The following is a 25,397-nucleotide window of genomic DNA, read 5'->3' on the forward strand; positions in this document are numbered from 1 at the left end:
TGCCTGCCGTGCCACCTCACCCGGAGGCTGCCGTGACCACCGCATCGCTACCCACCCGCGACGACCCGATAACGTTCGCCACCGCAACCGAACTCGCCGACGCCCTGCGCGATCAGGATTACGTCGTCGACGAGGATCTGGCCACGGTGGTGCACCTGGCCACCGCGCTGGACCGGCCGCTGCTGCTCGAAGGGCCGGCCGGTGTCGGCAAGACCGAACTGGCCAAGGCGCTGGCGCAGGCAGGCGGTCGTCGACTCATCCGGTTGCAGTGTTATGAGGGCCTCGACGACAACCGGGTGCTCTACGAGTGGGACTACGCCAAGCAACTTCTGCACGTCCAGATGGGCAATGGTGGTGACGTTTACGGCGAGGACTTCCTGTTGGTGCGACCGCTGCTGGAGGCGGTGCTCTCCGAACAGCCGGTGGTGCTGTTGATCGACGAGGTCGACCGCACCGAGGAGGCCATGGAGGCCCTGCTGCTGGAGGTGCTCGCCGAGCGTCAGGTCACCATCCCCGAGATCGGCACCTTCGTCGCCCGCTCGGTGCCGTGGGTGGTGTTGACCTCCAACGACACCCGTGAGCTTTCCGCCGCACTGAAGCGCCGCTGCCTGCACTACCACCTGGGATTCCCTACGCCGCAACGGGAACGCGAGATCGTCGGCGTCCGGGCCCCGCAGGTCGAGCCGGCGGTGGTCGCCGATGTGGTCGAACTGGCCCGCACCCTGCGCGAGCTTCCGCTGCGCAAGAGCCCGTCGATCTCCGAGGTGATCGACGGTGCCCGCGCCGCCGCGCTGCTGGGACAGGGAACCGGCCATGAGGTGCTGTTGTCGGCTCTGGTCAAGTTCACCAGTGACCGCGATATCGCCCTGCGGCACTTGAACAATGAGCCGTCGATCAAAACCAGGGAAGCGCCGCCGGAGCGGGTCACCGTGGCGAGCCGACCGGCCAACACCACCACCTCGGCCTTCCGCGGCAGGGGCGGTCGGACATGACCAACACGCAGCTGCTGGACGCGATCGCGGCGGCGTTCGGTCAGCTGCTGCGTCACGCCGGGGTGGCGACCTCGCCGGCCGAGGTGATCGAGGTCCGGCGGGTGCTGGGCCTGCTGGGCGCCGCCGACACCACGGCGCTGCGTGCCGCGCTGCGGGCCACCTGCGCGAAATACGGGCGGGAGCAACGCGGTTTCGACCGCGCCTTCGACGCCATGTTCGGCACGTCGTCGGCCGAACACCACAATCCGGGGGCGGGCCCAAGCCGTGCGCATACCGGCTCGGGCCTGCCCGACCAACTCGATATCGACGAGGATCTGGAAGTTGCTCGGTATGCCGAGTACAACGAGCGCGCCGCCGAGGTTGGTGACCACTTCGACACCCCGGAGGCCGACAAGGGTTTCAACCCGCACAAGGACGATGACGATTTCAGCGTCACCGGATCAGACGATCAGCTGTCGGTATCGGCGGAGGCCGACGGCGGCCGCCGCGGTGTGCGCTACACCGTCGAGGTGGACCGCGCGGCCTCGGTGATGGCCGGCGATCTGGCCGACTCGGTGACCCCGGTGGTCGCGGGCTCGCTGAGCTTCGACGATCCCGATTCCATCCTGGCCTGGCTGGATGCCTATGACCCGGCGAACACCTACGGGGGCGAGGCCGGCGAGCCGTTGACCGCCGAACAGCTGCAGCAGCTGACGCTGGCCGTGCAGGGATTTGTTGCGGCACTGGCGCAGCGGCACGGCCTGATCGCCGAATCCGGCGAACCCGACGGGACCGCCGAGGTCGGTCTGGCCGCCGATATCGACCTGGCCTGTCACGAGGTGCTGCGCCGGATGCGGGGCGCGCCGCGACCCCGACCCCGCGAACGCGGACGGGGCCGCCTCGATATGCGCCGCACTGTCCGGGCCAGCATGCGCACCAACGGCGTGCCGTTCCACCTGATGACCAAGACCCCGCTGCCGGCCCGGGTGCGGCTGCTGGTCATCGCCGATGTGTCGCTGTCGGTGCGTCCGGTCACCGCATTCACCCTGCGACTGGCCCAGACGATGCACCGCCGCGCCCATCGCTGCCGGGTGATGGCCTTTGTGGACCGCCCCGTCGACGTCACCGAGATCCTGCTGCGCTCCGGCGGCGATGACGCGCTGGCCGCGGTGCTGGCCGAGGGGCAGTTGGACCTGCAGGCCAGCAGCGACTACGGGCAGGTGTTCGACGAGATGCTGCGCGGACAGGCGGATGCCCTGGACTCGCGGACCGCCGTGCTGATCGTCGGCGACGGGCGCAGCGGTGGGTTGCCACCGGGTGTGGACCAGTTGCGCGCCCTGCGCCGACGCGTGCACCGGCTGGCCTGGGTGACCCCGGAACCGCAGCGCTACTGGCGGCAGGCCACCTGTGCGATGCCCGACTATGCCCAGGTCTGTGACCACGTGGTGGTGGCCAGCGATGCCGAGCAGCTGACCGCCCGGGCCGGCGAACTGGCGCATGCTCTTTCCTAGCTACCTACCCGATCGGGTAGGTAGGACCCTGCCCGCCTGCACATTGGTTGCGGCCGATCGGCCACGTAGGCTGGGTGTGTTATGCAGATCACACAGCAGAGCGCGGCGACAACAGCGGACCGGGTGCCCACCCGACTGCTGAAGTTCCACGCTCCGGAGATCGTCTTCGGCCTCGACTCGATGGCCGAGGGCGCACACGCGGCACTGCGCCTCGGCGGGGTGCGGCCGCTGCTGGTCACCGATCCGGGACTGATCGAAGCCGGCTGGGTGGAGGAACTGGTCGGGCATCTGCGCGACCAGGGGGTGCAGGCCCACGTCTGGAGTGCGCTCACCCCGAACCCCAAGGACCACGAGATCGCGGCGGGCCACGAGTTCTACCGGTCTCGCGGCTGCGATGTGCTCATCGCGCTGGGCGGTGGGTCGGTGATCGACGCCGCCAAGGGCATCGCGATCCTCTCGGCGAACGGCGGCGACATCCTGGACTATGCCGGTGTGGACAAGGCGACCATGCCGATGCCGCCGCTGGTGGTGCTGCCGTCCACCTCCGGCACCGGGGCCGACGTCTCGCAGTTCTGCATCGTCACCGACACCACCCGCAACACCAAGGTCACCATCCTGGGTCGCGCCCTGGTCCCGGATATCACCGTCATCGACCCGCGGTTGCTCACCACGATGCCCGAATGGCTCAACGCCGCCACCGGTTTGGACGCTCTGACCCACGGCATCGAGGCCTTCGTGTCGTTGGGGCACAACCAGTTGACCGACCACCACGCCCTCCGCTCGGTGGTGATGGTCACCGAAAACCTGGTCACCACCATCGAGAAGCCGAACGAGATGAGCGCCCGGGTGCTCATGGCGCAGGCCGCGCTGGAGGCCGGGCTGGCGTTCACCAACGCCATTCTCGGTGCCGCCCACGCGATGAGCCATCAGGTCGGCGGGCTGCTGGATCTGCCGCACGGCGTCATCAACGGTGTGTTGCTACCGCATGTGGTGCGGTTCAATGCCGAGGCCGATCCGGGCCCGTTCGCCACCATCGCCGCCTGCCTGGGCATCGCGGACAAACGCGCACCCGAACTGGAATCTGCGCTGGCCCTGGCTGATCGGTTGCAGGAGCTGGCCCACCAGGTCGGCGTGCCACGGGGGTTGTCGGAGCTCGGTGTGCGTGACGAGGACGTCCCGGTGCTGGCTCGCAATGCGATGGCCGATGCCTGCATCACCACCAACCCACGGGCGGCCGACGAGGCCCAGTTGCGGGCACTGTTCCGGGCGGCGCTATGAGGGTGAACCCGTGAGAGCGCCAGATCTGGAGCGGCTCACCGGTGTTCGCTCCGGAAAGCCGACCTTCTATCCGGAATTCCGGGTGGCCGCTCAGCGCACCGAACGGGTCATCGCGGCGCTGGACGCCATCTCGCGTGCGTTGGTACAGACCGTCAACGGTCCGGAGAACCTGGTCCGCGCGGCGGCCGAGGCCGCCCGGGTGCACCTCGGAGCGGACTGGGTGGTGCTGGCGTTGGCCGACGGGGCGCTGCCCGAAGCTCGGCCGCGGCACCTGATCCTGGACGCCGAGGGGTATGCCTACTCGTTCGAGGGGTTGTCCGGGGCCAAGCATCCGGTACCGCACCTCCCGGACGCGGTCCTCAACCGGCTCAACGACATTCTGCGGGGTCGGCTCGCACAGTTCCGGCTGCCGGTCATCGAGCCGCACCATGCCCACGTGCCCATCGAACTCGACGGTGGGGCCATCGGCGCCTTCGCGGCGTGGACACCGACGCATCGCACCCTCGACGGCACCGACGAGACCGTGATGCGGATCCTGTCCAGCCAGACGGCCGTCGCGCTGCACAACTGCGAACTGTTCCAACGGTCCCAGGCGCTGCTGGCACAGTCGGAGGCCCGCAACGCCGAGCTGCTGGCCACCCAGCGCGAACTCGGTGCGGCGCAACGGCATCAGGTGCTCGACAACGAGCGGCACCGGATCGCCCGCGAGCTGCACGACAGTGTGACCCAGACGGTGCTGTCGGCCGGTATGCAGATCGAGGTCTGCCGCAGCGAGATCGGATCACGCGGTGGCGGTGAGGATCTGGTGGAACGGCTCGATATCGCCAAGACATTGACCAGGTCGGCGACCGAGCAGCTGCGCTCGGCGATCTATGCCCTCAACCATCCCGAGGACGCCGGGCGGTCCACCCTGCCCGAACTGCTCGAACAGCTGGCCACCGTGCACATGCCCGAGGATCTGCGGGTCACCCTCAAGGTCGAGGGCGCGGTGTCCGAACTGCCCAGTGGCGTCGAGCACGCGCTGCTGCGGGTGGCCGGTGAGGCACTGTTCAACACCGCCATGCACGGTGCGGCCGGCCGCGCCATCGTGCGGTTGCGGTACCGACCCGACGCGGTGGCGCTGTCGATATCTGATGACGGCACCGGCGATCCGGAGAAACTGCGGCTGATGCTGCGAATGGCCGATGCCGCCGACGTGGACGGTCATCACCGCGGCCTGGCCAACATGCTCGCGCGCTGCCGGGACCACGGCGGAACCTTTGCGGTGCAACGCTCGCGCATCGGCGGAGTCCGTGTGGTCGCCACCATACCCAGGAAAGGGAGCCTTCGATGACGCTCACACGGGTGATCCGGCTGGCGCTGGTCGACGACCACGCCATCCTGCGGCAAGGGTTACGGTCGCTGCTGGAACGCGAGGACGATCTGGTCGTCGTCGGGGAGGCCTCCAGCGAACCCGAGGCCGAGGCGATGGTGGCTGCGGTGCATCCCGATGTGGTGCTGCTGGATCTGAAGCTCTCGGCGGGTTCGGATTTTGAGGGATTGTCGCTGTGCAGCAAGCTGTCCGCCGCCCACCCGGATCTGGGTCTGCTGGTGCTGACCACCTTCCTGGACGAGGATCTGGTGGTGCGCGCCGTGCATGCCGGCGCCCGCGGCTACGTCGTCAAGGATGTCGACACGACCGAACTGGTCCGGGCCATCCGGGCCATCTCGGCCGGTGACAGCGCCTTCGACTCACGTAGCGCGGCCGCCGTGGTGCGCTCGCTCAGCGGCCGCACCGAGCCGCGGGAACAGCTCACGGACCGTGAGATCGAGGTGCTGCGGCTGCTGGCGGCCGGCCTGTCCAATGCCAAGATCGGTGAGACACTGTTCATCTCGGCCACCACCGCCAAGTTCCACGTCTCCAACATCATGCGCAAGCTGGAAGTCAGCCGGCGCGCCGAGGCGGTGTACGCCGCGAGCAAGCGGGGGTTGATCTGAGATGTCCGACACCGACGGCGAACTGCGGCAGGCGATCGCCGCCGCCGACCTGGTGGTCTCGGCGGACTGGGTGCGCGAGTACCTGAACAACGCCGATGGCCATCGACGGTTGGTCATCGAGGCGGCGAAGGCCCGGGCCGGCCACGGCGTCGCGTTTCTGGACCTCGTCCAGACCGGTGAGGTGGGGCTGCAGTTCGCGGTCCGGCATTACGACCCGGCGTCGGGCTACCCGTTCGACGGGTTCGCCCGGCGCTGGATCGACCGGGCGTTGTCACTCTAGCCGCGATCCAGCACCAGCCAGCCGCCGTGATGCTCGAAGATGGTGGCGCGCAATCCCGGATGCCGGGCGGCCAACTGCTGCAGCGCGGCGGTGTCGAAGCTGCGGACGTGACCGTAGCAGGCCTGCGGCTCATCCTCGTAGGGCACCGCGACGATGACGCGGCGGCGCGCCAGCCGCACCGCCTCGTCCAGCACCGCGACCCCGGCGTCGGGGTCCAGGTGCTCCAACAGGTGCAGCGCGGTCACCGTGTCGGCCGTGTGTTCGGGTAGCGGCACGCGCGCGGCGTTGCACACCAGGGTCTGCACCGGGCGATCCAGCACGGTGCTCACCCGGTCCAGCAGACCCATCGTCGGGGCACTGAGATCGGTGGCCACCACCCGATACCCCAAGCGCCGCATCCTAAGTGGGAAGAAGCCGAAGCAGGACCCGAGGTCGAGCAGTCGATTGCCGGTGACCAGTTCGCCGGCCCGCTCGTGGATCGGTGCGAACGCCGCCCGGCCGGTCTCCAGGGCGTGCACCGAGTTGCGGTAGAAGCGCACCCAGGCGGCCAGTCCGCCCGGCACCGTCGAGCGCACGACCCCGGTGAACACCGACTCGAAATCCGGTTGTCCGTACAACATTCCGCTCGGTCCGAGCTCCTCGGTGAGCAGCTGGGCCAGACCGTCGGAGAGCTCATCGGGGGACAGATCGTGTTCCACCGTCAGCGTGCCGCCGGCGCGGTGCACGCAGAACCGGGGTGTGCAGTACCGGCCGGTGTGGGGGCGATGCGGTCCGCGGCGTCGCCGAACCCGCACTCCGTCGCCGCTCCACGAGTCCGTCGGTGCGGGCGCCAGCGGATCGACCTGGGCCGGTCCGAGCACGGTAACTGTCATGTTGGACAACGCTATTGAACTACCTGTCGTGAGCGCGCAGGCCGAACGGGTGGAATTGACTGCCCGATCGGCCAGTGTTGCCTGCCGACGACGTGCCCTAGCGTCAGTGGTGTACATCACAACGCGGGAGTTCTGAGATGGACCGCAGGCTGGAGCAATTCGATGGAGTCAAGACCGTGGCCGGTGACCAGATGGTCACCCGTGCTGATGGTGTTCCTGCCGGGGATCCGATTCTCGATCTGTCGTCGCACCGCCGATGGCCCAAGCGTGTTGTCGACGCCGACCTGGTGGGCGAACTGCTGTAAGGAGTGACGAGATGACCTGGTTCGAAACAGTGGCCGAGGCCCAGCGCCGCGCCGCGAAACGGCTACCGAAGAGTGTTTACAGCGCGCTGGTCGCGGGTTCGGAGAAGGGCACCACGGTCTCCGACAACACCGGCGCGTTCGCAGAGCTGGGTTTCGCGCCCCATGTGGCCGGCCAGTCGAACAAGCGTGATCTGTCCACCACGGTTATGGGACAACAGATCTCGATGCCGGTGTTCATCTCGCCGACCGGTGTGCAAGCGGTGCATCCCGAGGGTGAGGTCGCTGTGGCCCGGGCGGCGGCCGCCCGTGGCACCGTGATGAGCCTGTCGTCGTTCGCGGGCAAGTCGGTCGAGGAGGTGACCGCGGCGAACCCGCAGACCTTCTTCCAGATGTACTGGACCGGCAGCCGGGACCAGCTCCTGGCGCGGATGGAACGCGCCCGGGCGGCCGGGGCCGTCGGGCTGATCGTCACCACGGACTGGTCGTTCTCACACGGTCGGGACTGGGGGAGCCCGAAGATCCCCGAGAAAATGGACCTGAAGGCGATGATGCGTTTCGCCCCCGAGGGCATCCGGCGGCCCCGCTGGCTGCTCGATTTCGCCCGGGCCGGGCGCATCCCCGATCTGACGGCACCGAACCTCGCCGAGCGTGGCGGGGCGGCCCCCACCTTCTTCGGCGCCTACGGCGAATGGATGCAGACACCGCTGCCGACATGGGCGGACATCGCCTGGCTGCGCGAGCAGTGGGGTGGCCCCTTCATGCTCAAGGGTGTCATGCGGGTCGACGACGCGCGCCGTGCCGTCGACGTCGGCGTCACCGCGATCTCGGTGTCCAACCACGGCGGCAACAACCTGGACGGCACCCCGGCCGCGATCCGAGCGCTGCCCGCGATCACCGACGCGGTCGGCGGTGATGTCGAGGTGGTGCTCGACGGCGGCGTCCGGCGCGGTGGCGATGTGGTCAAGGCCGTGGCGCTGGGCGCCCGGGCGGTGATGCTGGGCCGCGCCTACCTGTGGGGACTGGCGGCGGGCGGCCAGAGTGGCGTGGAGAACGTGCTCGACATCATCCGCGGCGGTATCGACTCCGCGCTGCTGGGACTGGGGCACTCATCGGTGCAGGATCTGAGTCCGACCGACCTGGTGATCCCGGCGGGGTTCACCCGCGCGCTGTGAGCAGGTACGCGGGCAGCGCGGTCCGGTCGGATGACAGGTTTGCGTGGATGACGGCCGGGCGGATCTCCTCGACCGTCCAATGCGCCGACACCGTGCGGAACAGTGCATCTTCGGCCAGGTCGTCGGGTGTCAGCACATAGAGTGTCGCTCCCGGCGCGGCGGCCCGGCGCGCGGCGCGTAGGTAGCCGTCGCGGCCATGCTCCGGCAGGGAATGCAGCAATGCCGAGTCGAGGATGGTGTTGAAGCGGCCGTCGTACCCGGCAAAAGACGTGATATCGGCCTGAGCAAAGGACGCGGTGCGTAGATTACGTGCTTGCGCAGCATAATTCGCCGATGCGATGACGGTCGGCGAAATATCCAGGCCGACCACCGTGTACCCCATGGCGGCCAACGTCAACGACAATTCGGCACTTCCACAGCCAGCGTCCAGTACGTCACTGCGGATCTTCCCTGCGGCGATCAACCCTGCGAATTCTGGCTGCGGTTCGCCGATGTCCCATGGCGGTGGCCCCGGGCTCACCCGGACGGAGGTCATGCCATCCAAGGTACGCGTGCTTACGGAGTGGGTGTCTCCCACGTATGGACCGGTGCGTTGCTGTGCATGGATTCGCAGTACAGGCGCAGCATCTCGGCCAGGGCCGCCGGCCGGGCCAGGCCACGTTCCTGTAGCGCATGTACCGTCACGGTCTGCCAGGTCGCACCGTTGCGGGCCGTCTTCGCACGGCCTTCGATCACACCCAGGTAGCGGTCGCGGACATCGCCGGCCACACCCCAGCGGCGTAATCCCTCATCGGCCAACGGGAGCAGTTCGCGTAGCACCAGTTCGTCGGCCGTGACCTCGCCCAGCCCGGGCCAGTACAGCCGGGAATCCATGCCGTGTCGCGCGGCGGCGAAGAAGTTATGTTGTGCCGCAGAAAAACTCATCTTGGTCCAGATCGGACGGTCCTCGTCGGTGAGCGCCCGCAACATCCCGTAGTAGAACGCCGAATTGGCCAGCATGTCGATGACGGTCGGGCCCGCGGGCAACACCCGGTTCTCCACCCGCAGGTGGGGCTTCGCATCGGCTCCTTCACCGACGATGTCGTAGACCGGCCGGTTCCAGCGGTAGATGGTCCCGTTGTGCAGCCGCAGCTCGGCGAGCTGCGGGGTGCGTCCCGCCGCCAGCTCGGCCACCGGATCCTCATCGGACAGCTCGGGCAGCAGCGCGGGGAAGTACCGCACGTTCTCCTCGAACAGGTCGAAAATCGAGGTGATCCAACGCTCTCCGAACCACACCCGGGGTCGCACACCCTGGGTTTTCAGTTCGTCGGCGCGGGTGTCGGTGGCTTGCCCGAACAGTTCGATGCGGGTTTCGGCCCATAGTTCGTGGCCGAAGAAGTACGGCGAGTTGGCGCCGAGTGCCAATTGCGGTCCCGCCAGCACCTGCGCGGCGTTCCAGTTCTGTGCGAAATCGGCGGGTGATACCTGTAGGTGCAATTGCATACTGGTACAAGCCGATTCGGGTGCGATATCGGCTGACTGCAGGCACAGCCGCTCCGGTCCGGTGATATCGATGTCGATATCCTCCCCGCGGGCGGTGAAGATCGAATCGTTGAGCGCCTGATACCGCGTCGATTCACTCATCCAGCCGTCCTGAAGATGCTCGGGCAGCAGCGTCGGCAGGATGCCGATCATCACGATGTGCGCGCCGTCGGCGGTGGCCTTGGCCTCGGCCGCATTCAGACTGGCCCGGACCTCGGTCTCCAGGTCCAGGGCCGACTGCCCGGGCAGCGGGCGCGGCGGCACATTGAATTCGATGTTGTAAGCGCCCAGTTCGGTCTGGTACGCCGGATCGGCGATGGCCGCCAGCACCTCCCGGTTACGCAGTGCGGGCTGGTAGGCGTCGTCGACCAGATTGCACTCGATCTCCATACCGGTGAGCGGCCGGTCGAACTCGAAGCTCGATTGCGACAGCATCGTCTCGAACACGTCCAGGCACAGCTGGACCTTGCGCCGGTATTCGCGACGCTGCGCGCGGCTGAACTCCGTGCGGGAAACCTCTTCGCCCACGATGGGCAGCCTAGCGTCGGGAGGCCACCGCGATCTGCGGTCCGAACAGACTGCTGCGTACATCGACGTCGGCACCGGCGTGATCGGCCAGCGCGCGCAGGGCGGACGGACTGTAACTGCGCAGGGAACCGATGATGCCGTCGGCGACGGGCCCGACGAGCACCGCGAGCGGTAACAGCGGCGCGAGGGCCAACAGGTGCAGCGGTGCCGGTGGCCGGGGGATGTCGATGATCAGCAGCTTGTCGGCCACTCGGGTCGCTTCTCCGAGCAGGTCTGCCGCCTCGGGCGGGGCCAGTTGATGCAGCGACAGTGCGAGCACCGCGAGCGCGAAGGGGCCGTCCGCCTCGTCGAGTGATACCTGAGCCGTCGGATGCGAGACCCGCAGCGCGGTGATCAGGTCGTCCTGATCGGTGCCGAGCACCAGGATCCCCGGATCGGGGACATCGGCGACCTCGGCGAGCGCGAGATGCGCAAACTGCTCGGCGGTGCCGTACCACCGGACGGCCCGCGGCCGCCGGTCGGTGCTCAGTAGTCGGTCCAGGCAGGATGCGTCCGGTCCGCCGCGCGGCATCCGCTCGATCGAGGTCACGGTACTACCGCGGATAACATTCGAAGAGAAGCGATTTCAGAACCTCGTAGTATTCGGCGCCCAGCACAGCGTGCCCGCCGGTGTCGCCGTCGCGGGCGGCCGCCGCGATCTGGTCGGCGAGTTCCGCGAGTCGTTGCGCGCGTGGGGCGATACTGCCGCCGGTGACCTTGTCGGCCTCCGCCCGAACCTGTGACGCCCACTCCGCGTACTCGCCCGGCGTGGGCCCCTGCCCGGCGAATCCCGGCAGGATGTAACCGGATTGAGCGATCGAGGTGCTCATCAGCGGTTCGGCCTGCCGACAGCCGCTGCCCGCGGCGTAGGTCAGCGCCACCGAGGCGATGATGACGGCGACGGCCAGTCCGATCGCGATCCGGGCCAATCGCACGGTGCGGGGTTCGGAATCGGGAACGACGCGGAGCCACAGGAAGTGGGTGCCGATCGCCGCGGCGCAGGCCGATACGGTCAGCCCGGCCGCGGCGATCGGTTTGCCGACACCGGATGCGGTGTTCATCGCCGCCATGGTCACGATGCCGGTGGCGATCACCAACATCCCCAACCACACCCCGCGTCGCCGTTCGTAGGCGTCCGCATCGCGGAAATTCAGCCCGATGAGGCCACCGGCCGCGGTGAGGATCGCCACGACGACGGGCACCAGGTAGGTGACGAGAGTGTCGGTGTTCATCGTGACCCGATGCTAGCGAGTCACTCCTCGCCGAGGATCTGGTAGACCTCGCGCCGGGCGTTGTTGACGATGTCGAGGATGCGTTGCTGCTGCTCCTCGCTGGCGGCATGCGCGGACTGTGCGACCGCTCCGAAGAGCTGGCCCAGCGCCGCGCGCAGGTTCACCGCGTTGGGGTCGGCCTCGTCGGCGATCTCCTCCCACGGCGGGGTCTCGATCTTCTCGGCGGCGGTGCGACCCTCATCGGTCAGCTCGAAGGTCTTCTTGCTGCCGGCGGTCTCGGTCGGCGCGATCAGGCCCTCATCGACCAGCAGCTGCAGCGTGGGGTAGACCGAGCCGGGGCTGGGCTTCCACAGGTCATTGCTGCGGGTGGCGATCTCCTGGGTCATCTCGTAGCCGTGCATGGGCCGTTCGGTGAGCAGCACGAGGATCGCGGCGCGGACGTCACCGCGCCGGCCCCGACCGCGGCCTCGGCCACGGTGGCCGCCACGCGGACCGGGCCCGAATCCGAAGGACGGACCGAAGCCGAAGCCCGGTCCGAACGGACCCTGCGGACCGCCGGCCTGGGCGCGGGCGTGGTCACGCAGGTGATCGCGGAAGTCGCGACGAGCCTGACGGCGGTCGCCGAAGCCGGGGCCGAAACCGAAAGCGGGGTTGGGGGGTGTGAAAGGGGTGTTCATGGATGTTTCCTTGTCTCGTAGTGAAGCGCGAATGCGTCTTCGATACGTTGACGATATATCGGAAACTATCGTGATGCAACGTTTCTTTCGGTGATGGCCGTTTCCAGCCAGCGCGCCCACTCCGCGCGCATCGCTTCGATACGCAGTCCGTACTGCAGTGCCGCCCGGCCGTAGAAGCTCTCGTCATCGTCGGCGCAGGCGACGGTGTCGCGCAGGGTGGTGAGGCGGGCCAGCTCGGATTCGGCATGTTCGGCCAGCGCCCGGACGTACTCGACGGCCTCGGCGCGGGGCAGTTCGCCGAGCAGGAAGATGCGCAGCAGTTCCGTGCTGCGCAACGGCGGATCGTCCTGCGGGCTGGTGGCCCAGCGCAGCAGCTCGTCGCGACCGGCTTCGGTGACGCGGTAGACCTTGCGCCCGCGCGGACCCACCTCGGCGACCTCGATGAGGCCGTGGTCGGCCAGCCGATTGAGCTCGCCGTACAGCTGGCTCTGGGTGGCCGGCCAGACGTTGGCCATCGACACCTCGAATCGCTTGAGCAGGTCGTATCCGCTACCGGGCTGTTGGGTCAGTAGGCCCAGGGCCGCCATCCGCAAACTCATGGTCGGATCCTACATTTCTTACGTTCCACTATTGACATGTCAGTTGTGGAATGTGAGGGTGGTGTCATGACCGCAGCCTCAGCCCTGCCCGATACCGGCGACTTCTTCCGGCGTGGGAACTACGCGCCCGTCGCCGACGAACTGACCGAATACGACCTGCCCGTCACCGGCACGATTCCGCCCGAGCTCGACGGCTGGTACCTGCGCAACGGTCCCAACCCGCGGCAGGCGACCGCCCACTGGTTCACCGGCGACGGCATGATCCACGGTGTCCGCATCGAGGGCGGGGCGGCCAAGTGGTACCGCAACCGGTGGGTGCGCACCGACAGCTTCGTCAAGGACTTCCCGCTGTACAACGCCGACGGCTCGCGCAATCTGCGCGCCGCGGTGGCCAACACCCACGTGGTGAACCACGCAGGCAAGACACTCGCGCTGGTGGAATCCTCATTCCCGTATGAGGTGAGCAATGAGCTGGAGACGTTGGGCGCCTACGACTTCGGCGGCAAGCTCACCGACGCGATGACGGCGCACCCCAAGATCTGCCCGACCACCGGCGAGATGCACTTCTTCGGGTACGGCAGCATCTTCGCCCCGCATGTCACCTATCACCGCGTCGACGCGGTCGGTGAGTTGATCATCGATCGGCCGGTGGACGTCGAGGCGCTCACCATGATGCACGACTTCGCGATGACCGCCGGGCACATCATCTTCATGGACCTGCCCGTGGTGTTCGACCTGAACGTCGCGGTCAAGGGTGACGGCGATATGCCCTACCGCTGGAACGATGACTACGGTGCGCGACTCGGCGTACTCCGTCGCGACGACCCGTTCGGTGAGATCCGGTGGTTCGAGATCGACCCGTGTTACGTGTTCCACGTGGCCAATGCCTTCGAAACTGGATTGGCCGATGCGAATTCGATTGTGCTGCAGGCCGCCCGGTACCCCGAGTTGTGGCGCCACGACGGTGGATTCGCCGAGCAGGCGGTGATGTGGGAATGGCGCATCGATCTGGGTCGCGGTGTGGTTACCGAGCGCCAGCTCGATGACACGGCCGTCGAGTTTCCCCGCATCGATGACAGGTTGGCCGGATTGCCCGCCCGCTACGCGGTGTCGGTCGGACGGACCGAGCTGGTTCGGCACGACCTGACCACCGGTGCGGCGGTGACACATTCGTTCGGGGCCGGTGTCTCGGGTGAGGCCGTCTTCGTGCCCGGGCCGGGGCCGGCCGACGAGAGCAACGGCTGGTACATCAGCTACGTCTACAACCCCGTCCGCGACGGCAGCGATCTCGTCATCCTGGATGCCTCGGATTTCGCCGGCGACCCGGTGGCAACCATCGCGCTGCCGCAGCGGGTGCCTTTCGGATTTCATGGGAACTGGATACACGCCTAGTCAGCGGCGGTTTTCTGACCTTCCGTCCGCAGTGCGTCCGCAGCAGCCGCGGCGCGAGCCTCATCGAGCAGTCAGGCGGCCGCCTCGGGTGCGGTCGTCGGCGTCTGGCCATAGGTGGCTGTACGTGTTGAGGGTCTCGGTCGCGGAGGCGTGACCGAGGGCGCGTTGCACCGTCACAACGTCGCACCCGCCCTCCGAGCCGCCGGGGCCGATGACGCCCGAGCAGGCGGCGGCACAGCAGGCAGCCCAGGGCGGCCAAAGCGGCCAGGGCGGCAACGTCGACAACAGCCAGACGAACAACGTCACCGTCAACAACCCGCAGACCCGCGACATGGATGGCGCAAGGCGTGACGTGCAGACGTCGCAGGGAAACCAGCAGTCCGCCAGGCAGCCGCGGTGATTAGCACCGCGACTGACCGAGGGGCTCAATACACTTCGCCCGTAGGTCGGCGGCAACTGTTGGAGACGAGCGCCACGGTTGCTGATTTCAGAAGCGGAGGAACACTTCGATGAGCGATGGCGACCTCTCAACCGAGGACTGCCAGCGCGCAGCGGCTTTCATGACACACCGCGCCGCGACGGACGGTGTGCATCTGCAGGAGGGCCTGAGCGCAATCCTCGAGCAGGCTCGCGATGAGGGCCGGCTGACCCGACTCATGGTGGCGCTCGACCGCTGCTACCGGGTGTGGATTGCCCAGCTTCGAGCGGGGCGCGCACCGGAGTGGATCGACGAGTTGGTCGACGACCACACCCGGCGGACAGGAGGCGCTGCGTGAGTTCACCGCGCAGGTGGCCGGCGGGCCAGGTCCCGAGGATGGGCCGGCTTAGGACTTAATGTGCATGCGCAGCACTCCTTGTCGGGTCGGGCCAGTAACATCGCCCTTTCCGATCAGGCAACCAAGGCTGCGAGGATCATTTGCCGGACGTGCAGGGCCACTACGTCCCTCGGAATCCGCCCGACTTCCTGTCTGAGCAGGCCGAGCTCCCGTGGAGAGGCGAATCGCGGTGGCGGGATACCAGTGACCAGCGGATCTACACCTACGATCGAAGGCACGGACATGTGGAGGTCTACAACAAACGGGGTAACCATCTGGGTGTCCTAGACGTTGTAACTGGTGAGAAGATTGGCGATGCGGTGAAAGGGAGGAAGATCGATGTCTAGCTATGCGACGACTTTTGTAGACGCCTGCCTGGCTGGTCGCGCCTTGAGCACAGACATCGATGACTGGGTCGAGCATTGGCATACGACTGATTTCAGTGGAAATGCGCCCAGCCTCGACGAGTTCCTCGGCTTCACCCCGGACGAAGGAAAGCTGTGGGTGGAGAAGCCCCAAGCTCTCGGCGCCATAATCGCCGCCCATCACTGCCGTCAGCCCGTCGAGCTCATCTTGTCCGAACGAGATTCGTACGCGCTAGCTGCGCGATCGGTGTCGCCGGAGGACGCGAAGGATGTTCTCGATTGGCTGATCCAGCGCGGTCGCATCGAGCCGTTCTGTCGGTAGGTGCCAGCACACTTCTGGACCCCAGCTCAACGGGCTGCGGCCCTCGTCCGCGACCGGACTGGTGCCAGCATCCCGGTCGATTTGATTGAGGTTGTCGATAGTTTCGCCGACATGGAGCGGGCCGAGTGGCCGAACGCCGCGGTCGACGGAATCACCGTCAACTGCGCGGGTGCGCGGCCACGGATTTTCTACCGGGGTGCAGTCGACGACCTCCGCACAAGATTCACCATTGCGCATGAACTCGGGCACGCTGTGTTGCCGTGGCATATCGGGACAGCACAATGCGTGATGCCGGCTGCAGCTGGCAGTGCAGCTCGGAGAAGTTCAGCTGAGCGAGAGGCCGATGAGTTCGCGGCCGAGTTGCTTCTGCCGCGAAACTGGCTGCGACGGTTGGTGCGCGACCATCGTGGCGACCTAACGCCTGTGCTGTCGGACGTGGGGCTTGCGCAGGCGAGCGCCACGGCAAGTTTGATCGCGCTGGAGCGTATTTTGACGGTTGGTTGGGCCCTCCAGATGAATAACCAACCCCTGATACTTGCGCATCTGTTCGGCCAGTCCATGGATCGGGCCGAGGCCGATCGGACGGCGTTCGCGTCGGGTGCGGTGGAGGTGCATCAACAGACCATCCGATGGTGGCGATTGTTCGACTTGCCCGCAATGCCCGATGTGCCGGAGGACAAGTCGTCAGCATACGCATCTCTCGACCGAGCTTGGGCCAGCGGCGGCGGTGGTGGCCGCAACACCAAGTCGATCGATTCGAGCGTCTCGGCAACGATCGGAGTGCTCGGTGGATTGTTTGAAACAGAGGTGGCTTTCGGCTACCTGCTTCACCGGCTCCGGCTGAACGGAGACTCCACACTGGCTGAAAACCCAGACTTCCAGGAGTGGCTGGTCTGGAAATCGGTGCAGGGCGCAAGCCAGTTTAAGGTCTGGGGATGAGCCACTGGCTGCCACAACGGTTTGGACGCCTGGCCGGATCTTCGGTGTTGCGGTGACGACGGGCAGAAACTAACGTCACTGACGATAATTCGGGGGTGAGCAGCAGAGATGAATAACTCGCGAGTCGCTCAGCAACGCGGCCGGGGCGGCGCCGTAGTTGCGGCAGCAGTAGTAGCATGACAAATCCCCCCGGCTGGTATCCCGACCCGCTCGGCGGCCAAGGTGCCCGCTACTGGGATGGCGCTCAATGGGATGGCGCGATCCAGCCAGAGCCGCAGGAGTTCCCAGAATCCCCGTCCCCAGTGGAGAAGCCCCGGCGCAACTGGCCGGTGTGGGTCGGCCTCGCCGCTACGGCCGCGATTGCTGTTGGCTCAGCGGCATTCGTCATGACACGGACATCATCGGATACCCCGCAAGCGACGCCGATGGCCACACCGACCACTACAACCGCGGCAACCCCGACACCGGCCCCGACGGCAGCGGTCGCAGGCGAGGTCGAGAGGGCGATGCAGCGGAGCCTGGACGATGACCCGGACCTGAAGGGCCTGACCGTCGTTGAGGTGCTGTTGGTTCACAAGTCCGGCAACGAATACAAGGGCATCGCGACCGTGAAGACTTCGGACGACACCGAGCATGACGTTCCAGTCGACGTCACGGCCGACGACGAGAACGTGCTGTGGGAAACCCCGCCCGGAGCGTTCGCGTTCGCAGAGGAAGCTCGGCCCTCACCGTCCGCGCCGCCGCCGGCAGCACGACTACCGCCACCCCCGCCGCCAGTCTTGAGCCCGGGTGAACTCGAGAGTTTCAGACTGTGCCCGTCTGGCCTGTCCGGCGTCGCCTCAGCCGAAACCAGCTGTGCGTTCGCGGACAACGTCCGCAGATCCTGGTACGGCCAACCCGGTTTGATCGTCACGGCCTATAGCCCAGTCACGGGCAGGCTCTACACGATGCGCTGCGCCCCGGCGGACACGGACGCGTGGCCGACGTCGCAACGCTGCACGGGAACTAACCCGCAGGGCGACCCGCTGATCGTCTACATCAGCTAGGCGTTCGGTGTTGCCCCCGGCTATTTCGTTGGCCCCGGTCATTACTCCAAAGCTCGCGGCGACTGAACGGGTAGCTCGCCCAGCTTCTTTGGGCGTAGCTCCTGCTTCAACCGGTTGATCGCCGTGACGACACGAATAACATCGGGACTGTCGTGCGCTACGTGAAAGACGACCTCGTCGCCATACACCGCCGACGGCCCTTCTTCGTTCAAATTCCAGCTGAGGATCTCCCAGGACCGAGTGAGCTCGTCAAACGCCTGCGTCACGGCCGTGGGTGCAACAAGGTCAAGTTTGGCGCGGATCAGTACTTCGTCCGGTGTTGGGCGCAGGGCTCGGTGGCTTCTAGTCAACGGATCCTCGGACAGGTCCTCCAGCCGCTGCGCGACTATCTGAGCGTATGTGACTGCGTCGATGTAGGCCGAGTGCTGGCGCTCGTCGAGGCGCAGCGCGTTCTCACGTTTGTTGGTGAAGAAGCTCTGAAGCAACGGCACTGTAAGGGTGCCGAGTAGCGCAGTGGTCAGACCCGCAATAGCAATAACCGCGCTTGCGTCCATCGAATAATCGTATACACCGGCGGAGATCAGTTTGTGCCCGTACGGAACTCAACAAGGGAGCGATGCGGCCAAGCTCACGGAGGTACTGGCCGCCCTTTTAGTCAGGTGACGAACATCGATTCGGCGAGCCAACGTCGAAATCGGCGCTGGAAGGTTGTGTCTTCGAACTCGACAGGAAGCGCCTTGATGGCTTCGACCAGGATGTTGTCAGAGGTATTCTTGATTCCGCGGATTCGCCCGAGCATGACGAGTAGCGCGTCGAGCCGTTCTTTATCGCCCATTCGGGGATTGAACATCGGAGCGACCTCATCACCGTCAGTTAGTGTTCGGCGTTGGTCCTCAAGTTGAAGCAGAACAGGGTGGATTCGGCTGTCGCTGATCTCGCACAGACATTTGATGAGGGTCACCTGGAGCGCCTGCGCCAATTGGCCTTGGCGTCGGCCGGTGTCAGTGTCGGCGAACTCCATCATGTCGTTGGTCGACATTTTCGTCATGGCCGGATAGACCACATCCAGCAGTCCGCACCACTGCTGAACGTTGGCTATGAGGTCTCCCAATAGCTCGCGTTGGTGATCTCGACGTTTCTCGATCAGCCCTTGCCGGTAAGTCCGACTGGCGCCGCCGACCGTGACGATCACCCCCAGTAACGCTCCGAGTGTGGCGAGAATTGGTGCGTAGTCCTTCAGCCACTGAGCCATGGTGCGGAAAGATACGGCACAAGCCGCGGCGGGCCTGGTCGCTCAGAGGTTGCACGGATCGTCGTCGCGGTGGAGCGCAGTACATAGAACAGACAGCCGAGTCGTCGCTCCGTGGCAAAGCACGTCACCAAGGCTCCTCCAGCTGAATGCTATTCGGCGCAGTTGGGCGCTCTTACCACGGGAATTGCGATTGGGTTGCCGACTCTCCGGCCTTCTCCAATGGCGAGTCCCCGATACTGAGTCCACCCGGTTCTCGAGTCGGGTTGGTGTGATCCGTTCTCAGTTGATGCTGCAGGCCACCGGGGTGTGGGTGCACCTGCAGGCTGCAGCGTACTCGGCCGGCGTCAGGTAGCCCAGCGCCGAGTGGCGGTGTCGGTGGTTGTGCTCGTGCTTGAAGTCGCCGATGACCACGCGGGCTTCGAACAGGGTGTTCCAGTAATTGCGGTTGAGGCACTCCTTCCGCAGGCGGTTGTTGAACGATTCGATGTAGCCGTTGTCCCACGGGCAGCCCGGCGGGATGTACACCATGCCGGTCTTGTTCTCGCAGAACCGTTGCAGCGCTCGAGAAACCATCTCCGGACCGTTGTCCATCCGTAGCACCTTCGCCGGCCGCCGGCAGCGGCGAAGGCTTTCTCTAGCTCGAACACCAGCCGCTCGCCGGTGATCGAGCGCTCCACCACATGCAGCAGCGAAACCCGAGTGTGTTCATCGATCATCGAGGCGATCTTGATGGCCTTGCCGTCGATGGTGGAGTCGAACTGGAAGTCGAGCCCTCCTCCCGCCACAGCCGGTGGATCTTCTTCTTGTTGACCTCACGGCGCTCGTCGAAGTGCAACGTCGCCCAGGCACGCCGGAACCCATGGCACGGGTGTTTGGTGGCGTAGGAGCGCAACCAGGCCCGCATCTCGGCATCCGGATCCTCAGGGGTCCGCCCGAGCGGCAGGCGGCGGTAGGTGGAGCGGGCCAGCCCAACGGCCTTGCACGCCAGCCGTTCCGACATGTCCAAGGTGTCCTTGAGCATGTCGACGGCGCGGCGCTTGGCAGCTGGGCTCAGAATTTTCCCTTCGCGACCTCCCGCAACGCGTCCTTTTCGAGTTCGGCTTCGGCCAGCAGCCGCTTCAATCGGGCGTTCTGCTCGCGCAGCTCCTTGAGCTCCTTGGCGGCGTCGGTGTCCATGCCGCCGTAGGTGCGCCGCCAGTTGTACAGCGTGGCCGGCGAGACCTGCAGCTCGGCAGCGATCTCCTCGCCGGTCTTGCCCTCGGCAGCCAGCTCATCTGCCCGGCGCAACTTGCGCACGATGTCCTCCGCGGAATTCCGCTTCCGGCCAGCCATGTGTTCATCGTCCCTTCTGGCCCGACATCGGGCCATAGGACTCTAAAACTGGTTGGACTCATTCAGCGGGAACACGTCACCAAGGCTAAACAAAATCGAACATGCTGGTGCTGGGTCCACCTTCGTTACGGATCTGAGAGATCCGCCCGAGGGTCAAGCCGCTCTCCCGGGCCGCCCTCTTGGGCGGGACACCCATCGAGAGCAATTCCCGGATGTAGTGCTTCTGATGCTCCACGGCTTGAGTGACGGCGGCGCGGCGGCGGTTGATGGTGGCGCGGTTGCGCCGGATTCCGGTGATGAGGTTCGCGATGTGCTCGGCATCGCTGATTCCCTCGCGAGTTGGTGTAGTCATTGCCCCGACGATACTCCATCGTTGTGATCTCGAACAGGAAACGACCATTTAAATAGCCATAAAACGTTTAGCGTGCTAATCGGGCGGCCTACCTGCTATTGACGAGGGGGACGGTTCGGCTTGGCGGCCTACGCTCGACAAACGACGACCACAGTCCATCAAATGGCGCAGAACCGAGACTTTTGTTTCATGACCAACCCCGTGCTCGTCCTGACCATCGTGACGGCGGTCGCCAGTGCTGCCGTCGGTGGTCTGTTCTACGCGTTCTCGACGTTCGTCATGCGTGGCCTGGACCGCGGTGACGCCGCCCACGCTCGGGCATCCATGCGCGGGATCAACGCTGAGGCTCAGGCCAACGCACCCTTTCTGATTCTGTTCTTGGGCACCGGTGTGTTGGCTCTGGTCCTCGGCGTCATCGCGGTGACCCAACGTGACCCGGTGCTCATCGCCGGGGCGGTGTTGGCGCTCATCCCGATCGTGGTCACCATCGGTTTCAACGTCCCACTCAACAACCGGTTGGAGGCCGGATTGGACTGGCAGTCCTACCTGGGGCCGTGGACCGCGTGGAACCACGTCCGCACGGTCAGTGGTCTGCTGGGTGGAGCGGTTCTGATGATCGCCGGAATGCCGCGATGACGACCACCGCCGCGGTCAGGGCGAGCACCGCGGCAATGGATGCCGTCGGCGCGATGCCTGAATCGAAAGCGGTGTGCGCGGACTCCAACAGCTTCTCGGCCGTCGCCGGGGGCAGTTCCCCGGCCACCGAGGTGGCGCCGCCGATGCTTTCGGCGGCGTCGCCGGCCTGAGCCGGTGTCAGCCCGGCCGGGACCTCCACATTGTTCCGGTAGAACGCGGTGAAGATGGTGCCAAGGGTGGCCGCGCCCACCACCGCGCCCAGTTCGTAGGCGGTCTCGGAAACCGCCGATGCCGCACCGGCTTTGGCTGCGGGCACCGAGGCCACGATGGTGTCGTTGGAGATGGTCTGCGACACCCCGACGCCGAGTTCGAGCACCAGGAACGACACGATGACCGCCGTCACCGACAGGTCGTGGCGGAACAGCAGGATCAGGATGAAGCCCGCCGCCACGAACAGCAGCCCGAAGACGATGAGCGCCTGCGCCGAGAAGTGTTTGGCCGCCTTGACCACCGAGATACCGGCGATCATCGACAACACCGCACCGGGCAGTGTCACCAGACCCGCCACCAGCGGGCTCAGGCCGAGCACCAGCTGCAGATGCTGGGACACGAAGAAGATGAACCCGATGAGGCCGACGATGGACAGGAAGTTGGCCAGGATCGAGGACGTGAACGGACCCGACCGGAACAACGCCATATCGAGCATCGGTGTCGCGCTGCGGGTCTGACGCCGGACGAACAGCACGCCCGCGCCGATACCGACGACGAAGGCTGCCACCACCGGAAGTGACGGACCGTCGTGGGCGACGGTCTTGATGGCCCACACGAACGGCAGCATCGCGACGAAGCTCAGCCCCACGCTGATCAGGTCCAGCGGGCCCGGGTTCGGGTCCTTGGATTCCGGGACCAGCTTCGGTGCCAGGATCAGCAACGGCAGCAGGATCGGCACGGCGATCAGAAACACCGAGCCCCAATGGAAATGCTCCAGCAGCGCGCCGCCGACGATCGGCCCGAGAGTCGAGCCGGCGGTGAAACACGAGGCCCAGATCGCGATCGCCAACCGTCGTGCGGAGGCCTCGGTGAAGATGTTGCGGATCAGCGACAGTGTGGACGGCATCAGCATGGCGCCGAAGAAGCCCAGCACGGCCCGGGCCAGCACCAGCATCTCGGCGCTGGGGGCGAACGCCGCCGCCGCGGAGACCACCGCGAAGCCCGCTCCGCCGATCAGCAGCAGCCGGCGCCGGCCGATCCGGTCGCCGATGCTGCCCATCGCGACCAGCAGAGCGGCCAGTACCAGGGAGTACACGTCGACGATCCACAACTGGGTGGCGGCGGGCGGTCGGAAGTCCTCCGCGATCGCGGGCAGCGCGAAGGCCAGCACGGTGTTGTCGATCGCGATCAACATCACCGGCAGGGTGAGTACGGCGAGTGCCAACCAGGCACGGCGCGGCGTGGCTGCGGGGGGAGTCACCGATGCCGTCGCATCGGAGTGGGTGGTCACGAGGTGTTCCTTATCGGGAAGAGATGGTGCCTTCGGTGAGGCTGTTCATGATGGCGTCGACGACCTGTTGTCGTGGTGTCCCGTCGTCGCGGACCGCGGAATATCCGGCCAGCAACAGCGCCCAGAACACCCGGCGCGACCAGCCGGGCGGATAGGCAGGACGGTCGGCCGTTGCGCGGGAGAGGATCTCGGCGATCACCTCGTCACCGGTATCGAGGAACGCGGCGAGTTCGCGGTCGGACTGGATCAGCGGGTCGGTGTAGACGTACTGCATGATCGGCCCGAGGTCGAGCTGGCTCTCCACCACGCGCCGCAGCGCCGTGATGGTCGGCCCGCAGGTCGGGTCAGCGGCCTCGATGGCCGCGTTGCTGGCGGCGTGTACCTCCAACGCGACCGCCCGCAGCAGATCGAAACGCTCCGGGAAATACCGGTGCAGCGTGCTGCGGCCGACACCGGCGGCTTCGGCGATATCGCTCAGCGGAGCCGTCGGATTGTCCGACATTACGGTGATCGCGGCCTCGACGATCGCGCGCCGGGTGCGATGGCGCGCACCGGATTCGGCGATGTCGTGGACACTCATGACGCTAAAGATAGCACGAATCTCCCAAAATGGGACATCCATGTCTCAATATCAGCTGGGTGGACAGAACCCGCTGGTGGGAGGTGGTGGCGGTGGGACCGGGACAGCAGCCGGGTAGGGCTGTGCGGTCACATTCAGCCGCGCCAGCTCGCGGTGATGGCGTTCGGCCAGCACGGCGGCGAGCACCTGCTCCGGCGGGGCGCCCGGCGGTGGTGGCGGTGACACCCGGGCGAGCACCTCCCCGGTGACACGCTGCGCCATCTCGGTACGCAACTGCGGTTCCAGCTGCGTCGCGCGGGACAGGAACTGGCGGGCCATGTTCGCCTGATCGGGACCCAGCCCCGACAACTGCAGGGTCGCCGCCCACCAGGCAAGCCCGGCCGGCATCGGCGGGGGCGGGTTCAGTCGTGGGGCACGCTCGCTGATCACCATGGTGCCCGCGAACACATCACCGATCCGTTTGCCCTTCGGTGAGATCATGCTGCAGATCACCGCGGGGCCGCCGGTCAGCGTCCAGATCTCGATCACACTGGACAACGCGCGAAACACCGCCTGACGCAACCGTTCCGGACCGCCGTCATCGGAGACCACCCGCAGCCCGAGCGCCATCTTGCCCAGGGAGCGGCCGCCCGAGGCCATCTCGAAGATCACCGGGTAGCCGACGAGCACCAGCACCATGAAGATGATCAGCACCGCCGCCGACAGCGCCGGGTCGAAATCGGACAGTGTCAACGCCCACAGGATGACCAGGATGGTGTAGCCGAAGCCCATCACCATGATGTCGATCAACGCCGCGGCGGCGCGCACCGGCAATTGTGCGATCGACACATCGAGCGTCACGGCATCGCCCGTCACGACCGGTTCTGGCTGGAAGACCATGCCCTCTGACGCTACTAGGATCGCGGACGTGGATGTGGACGCGTTCGTTCTGGCCCACAGCCCGGCGTGGAATCGGCTGGAGCAATTGCTCAAGCGCCGCCGCAGTCTGACCGGTGCCGAGATCGACGAACTGGTCGACCTGTACCAGCGGGTGTCCACCCATCTGTCGATGGTGCGCAGCGCATCCGGTGACGCGGTCCTCGTCGGCAGGTTGTCCGGGCTGGTGGCCCAGGCCCGCTCCGCGGTCACCGGTGCCCGGGCACCGCTGTGGCGGGAGTTCATCCGGTTCTGGACGGTGTCGTTTCCGGTGGTCGCCCACGACTGCCGGCGGTGGTGGCTGGGTTCGGCGCTGGCGTTCCTGATCGTCGCGGTGGTCATCGGATTCTGGGTGGCCGGCAGCCCCGAGGTGCGCGCCACCCTGGGCACCCCGGCCGAGCTCGAACAGATGATCAACCACGATTTCGAGTCCTACTACAGCGAGAATCCGGCCGGCTCGTTCGGCCTGCGGGTCTGGGTCAACAACGCGTGGGTAGCGGCGCAGTGCATCGCGTTCGCGATCCTGCTGGGTCTGCCCATCCCCTGGGTGTTACTGCAGAACGCCGCCAACGTCGGGGTGGCCGGCGGCCTGATGTTCGGGGCAGGCAAGGGCGACCTGTTCCTCGGACTGCTGACCCCGCACGGACTGCTGGAGCTCACCGCGGTGTTCCTGGCCGCCGCCGCAGGCATGCGGCTGGGCTGGTCGGTGATCGCGCCGGGAGACCGGCCGCGTGGGCAGGTGTTGGCCGAACGTGGTCGGGCCGTCGTCTCGGTGGCCGGTGGTCTGGTCGTCGTGCTGCTGATCTCCGGTGTGATCGAGGCGCTGGTGACGCCGTCGCCGCTGCCTACCTGGGCCCGGATCGCCATCGGGGTCGCCGCCGAGATCGCCTTCCTGGCCTACGTCGTCCACTTCGGGCGCAAGGCCGCACGCGCCGCCGAGACCGGTGACGTCGAGGACGCGCCCGACGTCGTACCGACCGGATAGCGC

General features: G+C 66.5%; 30 protein-coding genes and 1 pseudogene. 17 read left to right on the plus strand and 14 right to left on the minus strand.

The genetic code is table 11. The features are described 5' to 3' along the window. Positions 1-32: 32 nt before the first annotated feature. From ACLBYA_RS02750 to ACLBYA_RS02775, 6 genes are all read left to right on the plus strand, one after another. Complete coding sequence (locus ACLBYA_RS02750; RefSeq protein WP_447707842.1) at positions 33-992, plus strand: AAA family ATPase; 960 nt, start codon at positions 33-35, stop codon at positions 990-992. Continuing rightward, positions 989-2,482, plus strand: a complete 1,494-nt coding sequence (gene madC / locus ACLBYA_RS02755; RefSeq protein ID WP_447707843.1) for a MadC family VWA domain-containing protein — start codon at positions 989-991, stop codon at positions 2,480-2,482. The genes ACLBYA_RS02750 and madC overlap by 4 nt, the downstream gene beginning before the upstream one ends. 81 nt (positions 2,483-2,563) lie before the next feature. Further along, on the plus strand, positions 2,564-3,760 hold the full coding sequence (locus ACLBYA_RS02760) for an iron-containing alcohol dehydrogenase (RefSeq protein ID WP_447707844.1): 1,197 nt from the start codon (positions 2,564-2,566) through the stop codon (positions 3,758-3,760). Positions 3,761-3,770: 10 nt separating this feature from the next. Next, positions 3,771-5,093 carry a MadS family sensor histidine kinase gene (locus ACLBYA_RS02765; RefSeq protein WP_447707845.1) on the plus strand — a complete coding sequence of 441 codons (1,323 nt, stop codon included), beginning with the start codon at positions 3,771-3,773 and terminating at the stop codon, positions 5,091-5,093. Continuing rightward, positions 5,090-5,737, plus strand: coding sequence for a two-component system response regulator MnoR (mnoR, locus tag ACLBYA_RS02770; RefSeq protein ID WP_447707846.1), 648 nt, complete (start codon positions 5,090-5,092; stop codon positions 5,735-5,737). The genes ACLBYA_RS02765 and mnoR overlap by 4 nt, the downstream gene beginning before the upstream one ends. Position 5,738: 1 nt before the next feature. Then, positions 5,739-6,017, plus strand: coding sequence for a sigma factor (locus ACLBYA_RS02775; protein WP_447707847.1), 279 nt, complete (start codon positions 5,739-5,741; stop codon positions 6,015-6,017). On the opposite strand, the gene mftM is transcribed toward ACLBYA_RS02775, so the two are convergent. Further along, positions 6,014-6,889, minus strand: a complete 876-nt coding sequence (gene mftM, locus ACLBYA_RS02780) for a mycofactocin oligosaccharide methyltransferase MftM (protein WP_447707848.1) — start codon at positions 6,887-6,889, stop codon at positions 6,014-6,016. The two genes, ACLBYA_RS02775 and mftM, sit on opposite strands and share 4 nt — an antisense overlap. A gap of 137 nt (positions 6,890-7,026) precedes the next feature. Between mftM and ACLBYA_RS02785 the strand changes: the two genes are divergently transcribed. Both ACLBYA_RS02785 and mftD read left to right on the plus strand, forming a co-directional pair. After that, a complete protein-coding gene (locus ACLBYA_RS02785) occupies positions 7,027-7,194 on the plus strand; it encodes a hypothetical protein (protein ID WP_447707849.1) in 168 nt (55 codons plus the stop codon). Between the two features lie 11 nt (positions 7,195-7,205). Next, complete coding sequence (mftD, locus tag ACLBYA_RS02790) at positions 7,206-8,366, plus strand: pre-mycofactocin synthase MftD (RefSeq protein WP_447707850.1); 1,161 nt, start codon at positions 7,206-7,208, stop codon at positions 8,364-8,366. On the opposite strand, the gene ACLBYA_RS02795 is transcribed toward mftD, so the two are convergent. The 6 genes from ACLBYA_RS02795 to ACLBYA_RS02820 form a co-directional block, all read right to left on the minus strand. After that, the gene (locus tag ACLBYA_RS02795; protein WP_447707851.1) at positions 8,350-8,901 is read right to left on the minus strand and encodes a class I SAM-dependent methyltransferase; all 552 of its coding nucleotides are present in this window, start codon (positions 8,899-8,901) and stop codon (positions 8,350-8,352) included. The two genes, mftD and ACLBYA_RS02795, sit on opposite strands and share 17 nt — an antisense overlap. Positions 8,902-8,921: 20 nt before the next feature. Beyond that, a complete protein-coding gene (locus tag ACLBYA_RS02800; RefSeq protein ID WP_447707852.1) occupies positions 8,922-10,415 on the minus strand; it encodes a glutamate--cysteine ligase in 1,494 nt (497 codons plus the stop codon). A 10-nt stretch (positions 10,416-10,425) separates the two neighbouring features. Then, entirely contained in the window at positions 10,426-10,986 is a 561-nt protein-coding gene (locus ACLBYA_RS02805) for a methyltransferase type 11 (RefSeq protein WP_447708215.1), read from the minus strand. Between the two features lie 22 nt (positions 10,987-11,008). Then, positions 11,009-11,686, minus strand: a complete 678-nt coding sequence (locus ACLBYA_RS02810; RefSeq protein ID WP_447707853.1) for a hypothetical protein — start codon at positions 11,684-11,686, stop codon at positions 11,009-11,011. A 20-nt stretch (positions 11,687-11,706) separates the two neighbouring features. Next, the gene (locus ACLBYA_RS02815; protein WP_447707854.1) at positions 11,707-12,363 is read right to left on the minus strand and encodes a PadR family transcriptional regulator; all 657 of its coding nucleotides are present in this window, start codon (positions 12,361-12,363) and stop codon (positions 11,707-11,709) included. A gap of 65 nt (positions 12,364-12,428) precedes the next feature. Beyond that, positions 12,429-12,962, minus strand: coding sequence for a PadR family transcriptional regulator (locus ACLBYA_RS02820; RefSeq protein WP_447707855.1), 534 nt, complete (start codon positions 12,960-12,962; stop codon positions 12,429-12,431). Positions 12,963-13,028: 66 nt separating this feature from the next. On the opposite strand from ACLBYA_RS02820, the gene ACLBYA_RS02825 reads away from it, so the two are divergent. From ACLBYA_RS02825 to ACLBYA_RS02855, 7 genes are all read left to right on the plus strand, one after another. Beyond that, the gene (locus ACLBYA_RS02825) at positions 13,029-14,354 is read left to right on the plus strand and encodes a carotenoid oxygenase family protein (RefSeq protein WP_447707856.1); all 1,326 of its coding nucleotides are present in this window, start codon (positions 13,029-13,031) and stop codon (positions 14,352-14,354) included. A gap of 211 nt (positions 14,355-14,565) precedes the next feature. Further along, positions 14,566-14,754: a hypothetical protein gene (locus ACLBYA_RS02830; RefSeq protein WP_447708239.1), complete on the plus strand. Its 189-nt coding sequence runs from the start codon at positions 14,566-14,568 to the stop codon at positions 14,752-14,754. Between the two features lie 109 nt (positions 14,755-14,863). Next, complete coding sequence (locus ACLBYA_RS02835) at positions 14,864-15,130, plus strand: hypothetical protein (RefSeq protein ID WP_447707857.1); 267 nt, start codon at positions 14,864-14,866, stop codon at positions 15,128-15,130. Between the two features lie 149 nt (positions 15,131-15,279). Beyond that, positions 15,280-15,516: a colicin E3/pyocin S6 family cytotoxin gene (locus ACLBYA_RS02840; protein WP_447708216.1), complete on the plus strand. Its 237-nt coding sequence runs from the start codon at positions 15,280-15,282 to the stop codon at positions 15,514-15,516. Next, entirely contained in the window at positions 15,509-15,856 is a 348-nt protein-coding gene (locus tag ACLBYA_RS02845) for a hypothetical protein (RefSeq protein ID WP_447707858.1), read from the plus strand. The genes ACLBYA_RS02840 and ACLBYA_RS02845 overlap by 8 nt, the downstream gene beginning before the upstream one ends. Next, the gene (locus ACLBYA_RS02850; RefSeq protein WP_447707859.1) at positions 15,857-16,795 is read left to right on the plus strand and encodes an ImmA/IrrE family metallo-endopeptidase; all 939 of its coding nucleotides are present in this window, start codon (positions 15,857-15,859) and stop codon (positions 16,793-16,795) included. A 176-nt stretch (positions 16,796-16,971) separates the two neighbouring features. After that, positions 16,972-17,841, plus strand: coding sequence for a DUF2510 domain-containing protein (locus ACLBYA_RS02855; protein WP_447707860.1), 870 nt, complete (start codon positions 16,972-16,974; stop codon positions 17,839-17,841). Positions 17,842-17,882: 41 nt separating this feature from the next. On the opposite strand, the gene ACLBYA_RS02860 is transcribed toward ACLBYA_RS02855, so the two are convergent. The 4 genes and pseudogenes from ACLBYA_RS02860 to ACLBYA_RS02875 all read right to left on the minus strand — a co-directional run bounded on the left by ACLBYA_RS02860 (position 17,883) and on the right by ACLBYA_RS02875 (position 20,777). Continuing rightward, positions 17,883-18,395, minus strand: a complete 513-nt coding sequence (locus ACLBYA_RS02860) for a hypothetical protein (RefSeq protein WP_447707861.1) — start codon at positions 18,393-18,395, stop codon at positions 17,883-17,885. 101 nt (positions 18,396-18,496) lie between these two features. Next, positions 18,497-19,093: a hypothetical protein gene (locus ACLBYA_RS02865; protein WP_447707862.1), complete on the minus strand. Its 597-nt coding sequence runs from the start codon at positions 19,091-19,093 to the stop codon at positions 18,497-18,499. Between the two features lie 279 nt (positions 19,094-19,372). Continuing rightward, positions 19,373-20,425, minus strand: a pseudogene (locus tag ACLBYA_RS02870) (integrase core domain-containing protein). Positions 20,426-20,510: 85 nt separating this feature from the next. Further along, the gene (locus ACLBYA_RS02875; RefSeq protein WP_447707863.1) at positions 20,511-20,777 is read right to left on the minus strand and encodes a hypothetical protein; all 267 of its coding nucleotides are present in this window, start codon (positions 20,775-20,777) and stop codon (positions 20,511-20,513) included. A 189-nt stretch (positions 20,778-20,966) separates the two neighbouring features. Here ACLBYA_RS02875 and ACLBYA_RS02880 point away from each other — a divergent pair, with 189 nt between their 5' ends. After that, the gene (locus ACLBYA_RS02880) at positions 20,967-21,413 is read left to right on the plus strand and encodes an anthrone oxygenase family protein (RefSeq protein WP_447707864.1); all 447 of its coding nucleotides are present in this window, start codon (positions 20,967-20,969) and stop codon (positions 21,411-21,413) included. Here the strand turns inward: ACLBYA_RS02880 and lfrA are convergent. The 3 genes from lfrA to ACLBYA_RS02895 are packed head-to-tail and all read right to left on the minus strand — an operon-like array spanning position 21,361 to position 24,373. After that, a complete protein-coding gene (gene lfrA / locus ACLBYA_RS02885) occupies positions 21,361-22,914 on the minus strand; it encodes an efflux MFS transporter LfrA (RefSeq protein WP_447707865.1) in 1,554 nt (517 codons plus the stop codon). The genes ACLBYA_RS02880 and lfrA overlap by 53 nt on opposite strands. A 10-nt stretch (positions 22,915-22,924) precedes the next feature. Further along, entirely contained in the window at positions 22,925-23,494 is a 570-nt protein-coding gene (locus ACLBYA_RS02890; protein WP_447707866.1) for a TetR/AcrR family transcriptional regulator, read from the minus strand. Positions 23,495-23,545: 51 nt separating this feature from the next. After that, positions 23,546-24,373 (minus strand): RDD family protein, encoded by an 828-nt coding sequence (locus ACLBYA_RS02895; protein WP_447707867.1) that lies wholly within the window; start codon positions 24,371-24,373, stop codon positions 23,546-23,548. A gap of 28 nt (positions 24,374-24,401) precedes the next feature. Here ACLBYA_RS02895 and ACLBYA_RS02900 point away from each other — a divergent pair, with 28 nt between their 5' ends. Then, the gene (locus tag ACLBYA_RS02900; RefSeq protein WP_447707868.1) at positions 24,402-25,394 is read left to right on the plus strand and encodes a stage II sporulation protein M; all 993 of its coding nucleotides are present in this window, start codon (positions 24,402-24,404) and stop codon (positions 25,392-25,394) included. Positions 25,395-25,397 lie beyond the last annotated feature (3 nt).

This window comes from Mycobacterium sp. C31M, from assembly GCF_053345865.1.

Excerpts from the sequence above, each read along its gene's own strand:
- madC (WP_447707843.1), top strand. The coding sequence starts at position 989 with ATGACCAACACGCAGCTGCTGGACGCGATCGCGGCGGCGTTCGGTCAG.
- ACLBYA_RS02760 (WP_447707844.1), top strand. The coding sequence starts at position 2,564 with ATGCAGATCACACAGCAGAGCGCGGCGACAACAGCGGACCGGGTGCCC.
- mnoR (WP_447707846.1), top strand. The coding sequence starts at position 5,090 with ATGACGCTCACACGGGTGATCCGGCTGGCGCTGGTCGACGACCACGCC.
- ACLBYA_RS02775 (WP_447707847.1), top strand. The coding sequence starts at position 5,739 with ATGTCCGACACCGACGGCGAACTGCGGCAGGCGATCGCCGCCGCCGAC.
- mftM (WP_447707848.1), bottom strand. The coding sequence starts at position 6,889 with ATGACAGTTACCGTGCTCGGACCGGCCCAGGTCGATCCGCTGGCGCCC.
- ACLBYA_RS02785 (WP_447707849.1), top strand. The coding sequence starts at position 7,027 with ATGGACCGCAGGCTGGAGCAATTCGATGGAGTCAAGACCGTGGCCGGT.
- mftD (WP_447707850.1), top strand. The coding sequence starts at position 7,206 with ATGACCTGGTTCGAAACAGTGGCCGAGGCCCAGCGCCGCGCCGCGAAA.
- ACLBYA_RS02795 (WP_447707851.1), bottom strand. The coding sequence starts at position 8,901 with ATGACCTCCGTCCGGGTGAGCCCGGGGCCACCGCCATGGGACATCGGC.
- ACLBYA_RS02805 (WP_447708215.1), bottom strand. The coding sequence starts at position 10,986 with ATGCCGCGCGGCGGACCGGACGCATCCTGCCTGGACCGACTACTGAGC.
- ACLBYA_RS02810 (WP_447707853.1), bottom strand. The coding sequence starts at position 11,686 with ATGAACACCGACACTCTCGTCACCTACCTGGTGCCCGTCGTCGTGGCG.
- ACLBYA_RS02815 (WP_447707854.1), bottom strand. The coding sequence starts at position 12,363 with ATGAACACCCCTTTCACACCCCCCAACCCCGCTTTCGGTTTCGGCCCC.
- ACLBYA_RS02820 (WP_447707855.1), bottom strand. The coding sequence starts at position 12,962 with ATGAGTTTGCGGATGGCGGCCCTGGGCCTACTGACCCAACAGCCCGGT.
- ACLBYA_RS02825 (WP_447707856.1), top strand. The coding sequence starts at position 13,029 with ATGACCGCAGCCTCAGCCCTGCCCGATACCGGCGACTTCTTCCGGCGT.
- ACLBYA_RS02830 (WP_447708239.1), top strand. The coding sequence starts at position 14,566 with ATGACGCCCGAGCAGGCGGCGGCACAGCAGGCAGCCCAGGGCGGCCAA.
- ACLBYA_RS02835 (WP_447707857.1), top strand. The coding sequence starts at position 14,864 with ATGAGCGATGGCGACCTCTCAACCGAGGACTGCCAGCGCGCAGCGGCT.
- ACLBYA_RS02845 (WP_447707858.1), top strand. The coding sequence starts at position 15,509 with ATGTCTAGCTATGCGACGACTTTTGTAGACGCCTGCCTGGCTGGTCGC.
- ACLBYA_RS02855 (WP_447707860.1), top strand. The coding sequence starts at position 16,972 with ATGACAAATCCCCCCGGCTGGTATCCCGACCCGCTCGGCGGCCAAGGT.
- ACLBYA_RS02860 (WP_447707861.1), bottom strand. The coding sequence starts at position 18,395 with ATGGACGCAAGCGCGGTTATTGCTATTGCGGGTCTGACCACTGCGCTA.
- ACLBYA_RS02865 (WP_447707862.1), bottom strand. The coding sequence starts at position 19,093 with ATGGCTCAGTGGCTGAAGGACTACGCACCAATTCTCGCCACACTCGGA.
- ACLBYA_RS02875 (WP_447707863.1), bottom strand. The coding sequence starts at position 20,777 with ATGACTACACCAACTCGCGAGGGAATCAGCGATGCCGAGCACATCGCG.
- ACLBYA_RS02880 (WP_447707864.1), top strand. The coding sequence starts at position 20,967 with ATGACCAACCCCGTGCTCGTCCTGACCATCGTGACGGCGGTCGCCAGT.
- ACLBYA_RS02890 (WP_447707866.1), bottom strand. The coding sequence starts at position 23,494 with ATGAGTGTCCACGACATCGCCGAATCCGGTGCGCGCCATCGCACCCGG.
- ACLBYA_RS02895 (WP_447707867.1), bottom strand. The coding sequence starts at position 24,373 with ATGGTCTTCCAGCCAGAACCGGTCGTGACGGGCGATGCCGTGACGCTC.